The sequence below is a fragment of the Azospirillum sp. B506 genome (genome assembly GCF_000333595.1).
Taxonomy (GTDB): Bacteria; Pseudomonadota; Alphaproteobacteria; order Azospirillales; family Azospirillaceae; genus Azospirillum.
Genome location: NZ_BADK01000968.1, coordinates 1 through 8333, shown reverse-complemented (window position 1 = coordinate 8333; position 8333 = coordinate 1). Strand labels below are relative to the sequence as shown.

The following is an 8333-nucleotide window of genomic DNA, read 5'->3' as shown; positions in this document are numbered from 1 at the left end:
CGACCCGCTGCTGGCGTTGAAGAAGTTTTCCGGCTTCGCCCGCATGGCGCCCGAGTCCCGTGCCGCCACCGCCTTCGTCGCGTTGGAGGATTGGCTGAACGACGGGGTTCCCCTGGTGGCGGGGGTGGCGCGGGACGCGCTGGCCGGCTGGTACGGCCGCAACGACACGGCGGCCGGAGCCTGGATGGTCGCCGGTCTGCCGGTCGATCCCGGCGCCATCCGTGTGCCGACCCTTGCCCTGATTCCGGAGCGCGACCGCATCGTTCCGCCGGCCTCCGCCCTCGCCCTGCCCAATGCCGTTCCGGGCGCCCGGATCCTGCGTCCGCCGTTGGGCCATATCGGCATGGTGGTGAGTGCCGGCGCCGAAACCGGCGTGTGGACTCCGCTGGCCGATTGGCTTGCTGCGACAGGTTAGCGCCGCGACCTTCAGCCAGCTTGCACCTGTCATGGTGGTGGACTTAAGGTAAGAATCACTCCGAGCGTCCCACCAGCGCTATAATAATACTGTCCTATTTCGAGGAGCGTTCCATGACCGAGGTTGTCATCGCCGGTGCCGCCCGTACGCCCATCGGCAGCTTCAACGGTGCTCTCAGCGCCGTTCCCGCCCATGTTCTGGGCGAGGTCGCAATCCGCGAGGCGCTGGCCCGCGCCAAGACCGACGCGGCGGAAGTGAACGAGGTCATCTTTGGCCAGATCCTGACCGCCGGCCAGGGCCAGAACCCGGCCCGTCAGGCTGCCGTCAACGCCGGCATTCCGGTCGAGGCGACCGCCGTCGGCGTCAACCAGCTCTGCGGGTCCGGCCTGCGCACCGTCGCGCTCGGCTATCAGGCGATCAAGAACGGCGACGCCGACATCCTGGTCGTGGGCGGCCAGGAAAGCATGAGCATGGCGCCGCACGTCATGCACCTGCGCAACGGCACCAAGATGGGCTCCGCCGAGTTGCTCGACACCATGCTGCGCGACGGCCTGACCGACGCCTTCCATGGCTATCACATGGGCACCACCGCGGAGAACGTCGCCCAGAAGTGGCAGCTGACCCGCCAGGAACAGGACGCCTTCGCCGCCGCCAGCCAGCAGAAGGCCGAGGCGGCGCAGAAGGCCGGCCGCTTCAAGGACGAGATCGTCCCGGTCACCATCAAGGGCCGCAAGGGCGATGTCGTCGTGTCGGACGACGAGTACCCGAAGCACGGCACCACGGAGGAGTCCCTGGCCAAGCTGCGCCCGGCCTTCTCGAAGGACGGCACGGTGACCGCCGGCAACGCCTCGGGCATCAATGACGGTGCCGCCGCCCTGGTGTTGATGACGGCGGAGAACGCGGCCAAGCGCGGCGTCACCCCGCTGGCCCGCATCGTCTCCTGGGCAACCGCCGGCGTCGATCCGGCGATCATGGGCACCGGCCCGATCCCGGCCTCGCGCAAGGCGCTGGAAAAGGCCGGCTGGACCATCGACGACCTCGATCTGATCGAGGCGAACGAGGCCTTCGCCGCCCAGGCCCTTGCCGTCAACAAGGATCTGGGCTGGGACACCAGCAAGGTCAACGTCAACGGCGGCGCCATTGCGCTCGGCCACCCGGTCGGTGCGTCGGGTGCCCGCGTGCTGACCACGCTGCTGTTCGAAATGCAGAAGCGTGACGCCAAGAAGGGCCTCGCCACCCTGTGCATCGGTGGCGGCATGGGCATCGCCCTCTGCGTCGAGCGCGACTGAGGACCGGACGGGCCGTTTTCCGGACGGGAAGCGGCCCACGCCTTTGAAGGTTTGGGACATCCGCCGGACCTGCGGAGGGAGTCTCCTGCCCAAAAACAAAAAGTCAAAGAAACCAACCAACCATCACTAAATCTGGGGAGAAGAACTATGGCTCGTGTTGCAGTCGTCACTGGTGGCACCCGCGGCATCGGCGAGGCGGTGGCCGTCGCCCTGAAGAATGCCGGCTACAAGGTTGCTGCCAACTATGCCGGCAACGATCAGGCGGCCGAGGAATTCACCGCCCGCACCGGCATCCCGACCTACAAGTTCGACGTCGCGGATTTCGACGCCTGCAAGAAGGGGATCGCCGCGATCGAGGGTGACCTCGGTCCGGTCGACGTGCTGATCAACAATGCCGGCATCACCCGTGACGGCGTGATGCACCGCATGACCTACGATCAGTGGGAGAAGGTGATCCACACCAACCTCTCCTCCTGCTTCAACATGTGCCGCAACGTCATCGACGGCATGCGCGAGCGCGGTTTCGGCCGCATCGTCAACATCGGCTCGGTCAACGGCCAGGCCGGCCAGTACGGCCAGGTCAACTATGCCGCGGCGAAGTCCGGCATCCACGGCTTCACCAAGGCGCTGGCGCAGGAGAGCGCGGCCAAGGGCATCACCGTCAACGCCATCGCCCCCGGCTACATCGACACCGACATGGTGCGGGCGGTGCCGGCCAACGTGCTGGAGAAGATCGTCGCCCGCATCCCGGTCGGCCGTCTCGGCCGCGCGTCGGAGATCGCCAAGGCCGTACTCTACCTCGTCGACGACGACAATGGCTTCATGACCGGCTCGACCCTGTCGGTCAACGGCGGCCAGCACATGTATTGATCCCGGACCGGGTCTCGCACCCTGGTTCTTGAGATGTGACGAAGCCCCTTTCCCGCGTCCGGCCGGACCTTTGGTTCGCCGGGGGTGGGGGAGGGGTTTTGTTTTGGGCGGTCTTGGGGGCTGGGCCTTGCTGCCGGTGCTACCCAGTAGTGCCATCTGGAACGGCGGGTGGCCTATGACTGTGAAAACTTCGATTTCCCTGACCGACGAGCAGGAAGCCTATGCGCGAGGCCTCGTTGAAGCCGGACATTATCCAAGCCTCAGTGCCGTCATTCAGCGTGGTCTTGAGGTGCTGCGCCATGAGACGGAAGCTCGTGACTTGGAGCTTGAAGCTCTCCGGTTGTTGATCGATCAGCGCCTTGCCGGTCCCTTTGTCGATCTTGAAGAGGGGATAGCCGAGATCCGTGCGCTGAGGAGACGCAAGGGAAATGCCGGCTCATCCCTATAAAGTGCGCCTTGCGGCCGCGGTCGCCCGTGACCTCAACCTCACTGAGGCTCACCTTGCCGACGCGTATCAAGCTTTGGGCGACGATGAGGAGCGGGCGGCGGACAGGGCCGCTGTCCTAGTCCACGAAGCCGCAGACCATTTGCGGGGACTGGCGGACCTTCCGTATCGCGGTACCGAGCATCCGGAGATTCGTCCCGGACTTCGTACGGTGACAAAAAGAAAATTCACAATCAATTTCCGCATTTATCAAGACCGTGCCGAGGTTCTGGTCATCGCCATTTTCTTCGGAGGCGTGGATCACAGGCGGCAGATCGTCGATCGCCTTCGGGGTCGATAGCGCCTGATTTTCTTGATCGGATTGATAGGCATCGCACTTGACGGACCGGCCGCCGAGTTGAAGGGTATCGTCCGTTTCGGACGCACCACCACATCGGACACCCTGCGATGCCTTACACCTCGTTGCGTGACTTCATCGACCGGCTGGAGAAGGCGGGGCGGCTGGTGGTGGTGACGGAGCCGGTCTCCAGCGTGCTGGAGATGACCGAGATCCAGACCCGCCTGCTGGCCGAGAACGGCCCGGCGGTGCTGTTCGAGAACGTCGTCAAGGCCGATGGCACCCGCTCGGAGATGCCGGTGCTGGTCAACCTGTTCGGCACGGTCGAACGGGTCGCCTGGGGCATGGACCGCGAGCCGCACCAACTGCGTGCCGTCGGCGAGACCCTGGCCTTCCTCAAGCAGCCGGAGCCGCCGGGCGGCTTCCGCGAGGCGCTGGAACTGATCCCGCTCGCCAAGACGGTTCTGTCGATGAAGCCGAAGACGGTCGGCTCGGCTCCCTGCCAGGAGGTGGTGCTGACCGGCGACGACATCGACCTCGGCCGCCTGCCGGTGCAGAGCTGCTGGCCGGGCGAGCCGGCGCCGCTGATCACCTGGCCGCTGGTGGTGACCAAGGGGCCGACCGGCAAGCGCGAGGACGACTTCAACCTCGGCATCTACCGCATGCAGGTGCTGGGCAGGAACAAGACGATCATGCGCTGGCTGAAGCATCGCGGCGGCGCCCAGCACCATCACCGCTGGCAGGCGAGCGGCAAGCGCGAGCCGCTGCCCTGTGCCGTCGTGCTGGGGGCCGATCCCGGCACCATCCTGGCGGCGGTGACGCCAGTGCCCGACACCCTGTCGGAATACCAGTTCGCCGGCCTGCTGCGCGGCAAGAAGGTCGAGCTGGTTGAGTGCAAGACGGTGCCGCTGAAGGTGCCGGCCCAGGCGGAGATCGTCCTGGAAGGCCATGTCAGCCTCGACGAATACGCCGACGAGGGACCCTACGGCGACCACACCGGCTATTACAACTCGGTCGAATCCTTCCCGGTCTTCACCGTCACCGCCATGACGATGCGGCGCAAGCCGATCTATCTGTCCACCTTCACCGGCCGTCCGCCCGACGAGCCGTCGGTGCTGGGCGAGGCGCTGAACGAGGTCTTCATCCCGCTGCTGGTCCAGCAGTTCCCGGAGATCGTCGATTTCTGGCTGCCGCCGGAAGGCTGTTCCTACCGCATCGCGGTGGTCAGCATGAAGAAGGCCTATCCCGGCCATGCCAAGCGGGTGATGATGGGCGTCTGGTCCTTCCTGCGCCAGTTCATGTACACGAAATGGGTGATCGTCGTGGACGACGACATCGACGCGCGGAACTGGAAGGATGTGATGTGGGCGATCTCCACCCGCATGGATCCGGCGCGCGACATCACGGTGATCGAGGGCACGCCCATCGACTATCTCGACTTCGCCAGTCCGGACTCGGGACTCGGCGGCAAGGTCGGCCTCGACGCCCACAACAATGGCCGCCGGAAACCAAGCGCGAATGGGGTGAGAAGCTCCACATGACCAACGAGGTCGTGGAAAAAGTCAGCCGCAAATGGGACCTGTACGGGCTGCCGGGCAGCGGGAAGCCGATCTGGAAGTGAGGTGAAGTCCCTCTCCCAATCCAGGTCGGGAGAGGGACACCATTACCGCCGCGGGTCGCGGCTCAGGCCCTTGGCCTGCAGGTCTTCGAGATACTCGGCCCACAGGGCGTCCTGTCCGGTGCCGATCTCGTAGAGATATTTCCAAGTGTAGATGCCGCTGTCGTGCAGGTCGTCGAAGACGATGCGGATGGCGTAGTTGCCGACCGGCTCCAGCCGCATGATGCCGACATGCCGGCGGCCGGCGACCGTCTGCTTCTGGCTGGGATTGTGGCCCTGGACCTCGGCGGACGGGCTGACCACGCGCAGGAACTCCGCCGGGTAGGAGAAGGTCCGGCCGTCGTCGAAATCGACCTCCAGCCGCTTCTCCTCCCTCTTCAGGCGGATTTCGGTCGGCCAATGGATCGTGCCGAACCCGTCGCCTGTATCGGCGCTTTGGCTCATCGCGCCGACCCCGCCTTGTCGAGGCTGCGGGCCTCGTCGATCAGCATGATCGGGATGCCGTCGCGAATCGGATAGGCCAGACCCGCGCGCTCGCTGACCAGCTCCGCCCGCTCGGCGTCGTAGCGCAGAGGCCCCTTCGTCAGCGGGCAGACCAGGATCTCCAGCAGCTTCGGATCGACGCGGGCGTTGGTTTTCGCTTCGCTGCTCTTGTCCTCGGGCGTCGCCATCTCGTGTCTCTTGGTGAATTGGAGGAAGGGCGGTGATTGGCAGAAGGTCAGTGCTTGGGTGGCGGGCCGTCGCCATCATGGCTGTCGAGAATGGCCATCTCGACCAGCCCGATCAAGAGCTTCCCGCGCTCCGCCAGGGTCGGCGCCTCCAGCAGGGCCTGTTTCTCGCCGGGCGTGAAGGGGCAGATCATCGCCAGCGAGTTGACCAGCCGCTCGTCCAGCGTCGATTCGATGGACTTCCAGTCGACCGACAGGCCCTGGACCCGGAAATAGGTCTTCAGCGCACCGATCAGCCGGTTGCGGTCGATGTCGCCGCAGACCCCCGGCTCCAGGTCGGCGCGGAAGGGCCGCCAGTCGGGAACCACCCGCCGATAGCCGCCCGTCCCCTTCACCTCGCGCCCGATCTCGAAGCGGGCGACCCCGGTCAGGGTGATGAGGTAACGGCCATCGTCGGTTTCGGCGAAGCTGGTGATGCGACCTGCACAGCCACAGGAGTAGACGGCGGGTTCGCGCTCCCGCCCGGCAGGGTCGAGCGGCTGGAGCATGCCGATCATGCGGCCGCTGCCCAGCGCATCCTCGACCATGGCGAGATAGCGCGGCTCGAAGATGTTCAACGGCAGCCGCGCCCGCGGCAGCAGCAGAACGCCGGCCAGCGGGAAAATCGGCAGCATGGCCGGCAACTGGCTGAATTCGGCATCGAAGGGGTGTCTGGTCATGCCAATCAGATAGAACCCCTTCGCCGGTGGAACAGCCGTCCTGTTTTCGGAAAAATGTCAGCTGAACATCATGGTCGACAGGCGGCGGCGGGTCTTCACCGTCAACGGATCGGTGTGGCCGAACGCCTCGAAGAACTTCACCAGCTGCTTGCGGGCGCCGTCGTCGTTCCAGCTGCGGTCACGCTTGAAGATCTCCAGCAGCTCGTCCACCGCCGCCTCGCGCTTGCCGGCCGCGAACAGCGCCATGGCGAGATCGAAGCGCGAGGCATGGTCGTTCGGGTCATGGGCGACCTTTTCCATCAGCTCCGGAATCGGGCCGGCGTTGGCCGCCTGCTCCGCCACGTCGAGAGCGGCACGGACGTTGGCCAGCTCCTTGTCCTTGGCGATGGCTTCCGGGGCCTGGGCCAGCATCTGCTTGGCGTTCTCCAGGTCGCCGGCGGCGATCAGGCAGCGGACGATGCCGGCATAGGCCTGGACGTTCTCCGGCTCCGCCTGCAGGATCTGGCTGTAGAGGTCCAGAGCGCCCTGCAGGTCGCCGCCCTCCATCATCTCCTTGGCCTGGGCGAAGGCCTCGTCCAGCATATCATCGCCGCCGACGCCCGCCTGCTTGGCCAGCGCCACCAGCTTGTCGACGAAGGCCTTGACCTGAGATTCGGGCACGGCGCCCATGAAGCCGTCGACAGGGCGGCCCTGGAAGAAGGCATAGACAGCCGGGATCGACTGCACGCGCAGCTGCGAGGCGATCATCGGGTTGGCGTCGGTGTCGATCTTCACCAGGCGCACCGCGCCCTTGGCGGCGCGCACCGCCTTCTCGATGATCGGACCCAGCTGCTTGCAGGGGCCGCACCAGGGCGCCCAGAAATCGACGATCACCGGGACATCGCGAGAGGCCTCGATCACGTCGGCCATGAAAGCGCGGTCGGTGGTGTCCTTGACGACGTCAGCGGCACCGGCGGCGGCGGGAGCGGCGGGCTTGGACCCGTTGGCGGGGGGCATGGAGAACATGGCGTGTTTCGGTCCCGTTGGTGATGCCTGGCCCATTAGGACATCCCGGTGGGCCATGGAGTTGGCGATCCGGCCGCTGCCGGTCCGGATCCTGCTTCGTTGCCGACATATGTGAGCGCGCAGGGCGGCTCAAGCAAGCATTGCGTGGAAACCGCGCCCCGACGTCACTCCCCGATGGTGCCGGGCCCGGTGCGGCCGAACTCGACGATCGCCGGCTCGTGGCCGCAGGCGCGGATGAAGCGCAGCAGGTCGTCGCGCCGGATCGCCGTGGTGCGGTCGTTCAGCAGCGGATGATAGTTCAGCAGCTCATGTTCCATCATCGCCTGCTGCAGGACCACGCGCACCTTGTGCCCGGTGTCGTTGACCAGGGCGAAGGGGGTAACCGATCCCGGCCGGATGCCCAGGAAACGCCACAGCCGCTCCGCCGATGCGAAGGACAGCCGCGCCGACCCGATGAGCTTGTCCAACCGGTTCAGGTCGATCCGCGCATCCTCCAGCGCCACCACCAGCCAATGCTGGTCCTTCTTGTCCTTCAGGAACAGGTTCTTGCAATGGCCGCCGGGAAGTGCGCCGCGCAGAGCCTTGCTTTCCTCCACCGTGTGCAGCGGCGGGTGGCTGTGCGTGGTCGCCTGGATGCCCAGCGCGTCGATCCGCGCCAGAAGCTGGTCCGGCGAGGTCGGCAGCGGCGCGTCCCCATCTGGAACGGAGGCGCCGGCAGGGGAGGTCGATGCGATATCCATGATAACCCTTGTACCGGGCGCCTGCACCGGGCGCCCGGAAAATCGTTCAGCCGGCGAAAAAAAACTGAACAAGGCGCTTGCATTGCGTCGGCCGATGAGTATAGTCCGCCGCACACCGCCGGACGGCACGACAAAACGTCGAACGATGGTGCGGAGCGCGGGCGTAACTCAGGGGTAGAGCACACCTTTGCCAAGTTGGGGGTCGAGGGTTCAAATCCTTCCCCCGC

9 protein-coding genes and 2 pseudogenes are annotated in these 8333 nt (G+C 65.8%); 6 read left to right on the top strand and 5 right to left on the bottom strand.

All coding sequences use genetic code 11. The features are described 5' to 3' along the window. From I71_RS29985 to I71_RS29960, 6 genes and pseudogenes are all read left to right on the top strand, one after another. Positions 1–415: pseudogene (locus tag I71_RS29985) on the top strand (alpha/beta hydrolase); the annotation flags it as partial. Positions 416–528: 113 nt separating this feature from the next. Continuing rightward, positions 529–1704, top strand: coding sequence for an acetyl-CoA C-acetyltransferase (locus tag I71_RS29980; protein WP_042702990.1), 1176 nt, complete (start codon positions 529–531; stop codon positions 1702–1704). A 147-nt stretch (positions 1705–1851) separates the two neighbouring features. Next, on the top strand, positions 1852–2574 hold the full coding sequence (gene phbB, locus I71_RS29975) for an acetoacetyl-CoA reductase (RefSeq protein ID WP_042702988.1): 723 nt from the start codon (positions 1852–1854) through the stop codon (positions 2572–2574). A 175-nt stretch (positions 2575–2749) separates the two neighbouring features. Next, entirely contained in the window at positions 2750–3022 is a 273-nt protein-coding gene (locus I71_RS29970; RefSeq protein ID WP_042702986.1) for a type II toxin-antitoxin system ParD family antitoxin, read from the top strand. Further along, the gene (locus tag I71_RS29965) at positions 3003–3359 is read left to right on the top strand and encodes a type II toxin-antitoxin system RelE/ParE family toxin (protein ID WP_042702984.1); all 357 of its coding nucleotides are present in this window, start codon (positions 3003–3005) and stop codon (positions 3357–3359) included. The genes I71_RS29970 and I71_RS29965 overlap by 20 nt, the downstream gene beginning before the upstream one ends. 107 nt (positions 3360–3466) lie before the next feature. Next, positions 3467–4977 (top strand): annotated as a pseudogene (locus I71_RS29960) (UbiD family decarboxylase). Between the two features lie 42 nt (positions 4978–5019). Here I71_RS29960 and I71_RS29955 read toward each other — a convergent pair. The 5 genes from I71_RS29955 to I71_RS29935 all read right to left on the bottom strand — a co-directional run bounded on the left by I71_RS29955 (position 5020) and on the right by I71_RS29935 (position 8106). Further along, on the bottom strand, positions 5020–5418 hold the full coding sequence (locus I71_RS29955) for a gamma-butyrobetaine hydroxylase-like domain-containing protein (RefSeq protein WP_042702982.1): 399 nt from the start codon (positions 5416–5418) through the stop codon (positions 5020–5022). After that, on the bottom strand, positions 5415–5645 hold the full coding sequence (locus I71_RS29950; RefSeq protein WP_042702981.1) for a Trm112 family protein: 231 nt from the start codon (positions 5643–5645) through the stop codon (positions 5415–5417). Before I71_RS29950 ends, I71_RS29955 begins: the two co-directional genes overlap by 4 nt. Before the next feature lie 47 nt (positions 5646–5692). Further along, entirely contained in the window at positions 5693–6361 is a 669-nt protein-coding gene (locus tag I71_RS29945; protein ID WP_042702979.1) for an LON peptidase substrate-binding domain-containing protein, read from the bottom strand. 57 nt (positions 6362–6418) lie between these two features. Continuing rightward, positions 6419–7366 (bottom strand): co-chaperone YbbN, encoded by a 948-nt coding sequence (locus I71_RS29940; RefSeq protein ID WP_085940809.1) that lies wholly within the window; start codon positions 7364–7366, stop codon positions 6419–6421. Between the two features lie 164 nt (positions 7367–7530). After that, positions 7531–8106: a prolyl-tRNA synthetase associated domain-containing protein gene (locus I71_RS29935; RefSeq protein ID WP_042702976.1), complete on the bottom strand. Its 576-nt coding sequence runs from the start codon at positions 8104–8106 to the stop codon at positions 7531–7533. Positions 8107–8333: the final 227 nt, after the last annotated feature.

Coding starts and splice junctions, on each gene's coding strand:
- I71_RS29980 (WP_042702990.1), top strand. CDS start 529: ATGACCGAGGTTGTCATCGCCGGTGCCGCCCGTACGCCCATCGGCAGC.
- phbB (WP_042702988.1), top strand. CDS start 1,852: ATGGCTCGTGTTGCAGTCGTCACTGGTGGCACCCGCGGCATCGGCGAG.
- I71_RS29970 (WP_042702986.1), top strand. CDS start 2,750: ATGACTGTGAAAACTTCGATTTCCCTGACCGACGAGCAGGAAGCCTAT.
- I71_RS29965 (WP_042702984.1), top strand. CDS start 3,003: ATGCCGGCTCATCCCTATAAAGTGCGCCTTGCGGCCGCGGTCGCCCGT.
- I71_RS29955 (WP_042702982.1), bottom strand. CDS start 5,418: ATGAGCCAAAGCGCCGATACAGGCGACGGGTTCGGCACGATCCATTGG.
- I71_RS29950 (WP_042702981.1), bottom strand. CDS start 5,645: ATGGCGACGCCCGAGGACAAGAGCAGCGAAGCGAAAACCAACGCCCGC.
- I71_RS29945 (WP_042702979.1), bottom strand. CDS start 6,361: ATGACCAGACACCCCTTCGATGCCGAATTCAGCCAGTTGCCGGCCATG.
- I71_RS29940 (WP_085940809.1), bottom strand. CDS start 7,366: ATGTTCTCCATGCCCCCCGCCAACGGGTCCAAGCCCGCCGCTCCCGCC.
- I71_RS29935 (WP_042702976.1), bottom strand. CDS start 8,106: ATGGATATCGCATCGACCTCCCCTGCCGGCGCCTCCGTTCCAGATGGG.